Annotated in this window: 1 rRNA gene; it reads left to right on the top strand. The window is 50.6% G+C overall.

The annotated features are described in order from the left end of the window. A 23S ribosomal RNA gene (locus ACZ63I_RS35020) occupies nucleotides 1-1585 on the top strand; the annotation flags it as partial.

The following is a 1585-nucleotide window of genomic DNA, read 5'->3' as shown; positions in this document are numbered from 1 at the left end:
TCAGAGGCGATGAAAGACGTGGTAGCCTGCGAAAAGCTTCGGGGAGTCGGCAAACAGACTTTGATCCGGAGATCTCTGAATGGGGAAACCCACCTGGCATAAGCCGGGTATCTTGTACTGAATACATAGGTGCAAGAGGCGAACCAGGGGAACTGAAACATCTAAGTACCCTGAGGAAAAGAAATCAACCGAGATTCCCTTAGTAGTGGCGAGCGAACGGGGACTAGCCCTTAAGTGGCTTTGAGATTAGCGGAACGCTCTGGAAAGTGCGGCCATAGTGGGTGATAGCCCTGTACGCGAAAATCTCTTAGTCATGAAATCGAGTAGGACGGAGCACGAGAAACTTTGTCTGAATATGGGGGGACCATCCTCCAAGGCTAAATACTACTGACTGACCGATAGTGAACTAGTACCGTGAGGGAAAGGCGAAAAGAACCCCGGAGAGGGGAGTGAAATAGATCCTGAAACCGTATGCGTACAAGCAGTGGGAGCAGACTTTGTTCTGTGACTGCGTACCTTTTGTATAATGGGTCAGCGACTTATTTTCAGTGGCGAGCTTAACCGAATAGGGGAGGCGTAGCGAAAGCGAGTCTTAATAGGGCGTCTAGTCGCTGGGAATAGACCCGAAACCGGGCGATCTATCCATGGGCAGGTTGAAGGTTGGGTAACACTAACTGGAGGACCGAACCGACTACCGTTGAAAAGTTAGCGGATGACCTGTGGATCGGAGTGAAAGGCTAATCAAGCTCGGAGATAGCTGGTTCTCCTCGAAAGCTATTTAGGTAGCGCCTCATGTATCACTGTAGGGGGTAGAGCACTGTTTCGGCTAGGGGGTCATCCCGACTTACCAAACCGATGCAAACTCCGAATACCTACAAGTGCCGAGCATGGGAGACACACGGCGGGTGCTAACGTCCGTCGTGAAAAGGGAAACAACCCAGACCGTCAGCTAAGGTCCCAAAGTTATGGTTAAGTGGGAAACGATGTGGGAAGGCTTAGACAGCTAGGAGGTTGGCTTAGAAGCAGCCACCCTTTAAAGAAAGCGTAATAGCTCACTAGTCGAGTCGGCCTGCGCGGAAGATGTAACGGGGCTCAAACCATACACCGAAGCTACGGGTATCACGTAAGTGATGCGGTAGAGGAGCGTTCTGTAAGCCTGTGAAGGTGAGTTGAGAAGCTTGCTGGAGGTATCAGAAGTGCGAATGCTGACATGAGTAACGACAATGGGTGTGAAAAACACCCACGCCGAAAGACCAAGGTTTCCTGCGCAACGTTAATCGACGCAGGGTTAGTCGGTCCCTAAGGCGAGGCTGAAAAGCGTAGTCGATGGAAAACAGGTTAATATTCCTGTACTTCTGGTTATTGCGATGGAGGGACGGAGAAGGCTAGGCCAGCTTGGCGTTGGTTGTCCAAGTTTAAGGTGGTAGGCTGAGATCTTAGGTAAATCCGGGATCTTAAGGCCGAGAGCTGATGACGAGTTAACTTTTAGTTAACGAAGTGGTTGATGCCATGCTTCCAAGAAAAGCTTCTAAGCTTCAGGTAACCAGGAACCGTACCCCAAACCGACACAGGTGGTTGGGTAGAG

Source organism: Streptomyces sp. NPDC087906, assembly GCF_055584925.1.
Note: the sequence above shows the minus strand (reverse complement) of the source record. Positions and strands in the feature narration are given on the sequence as shown.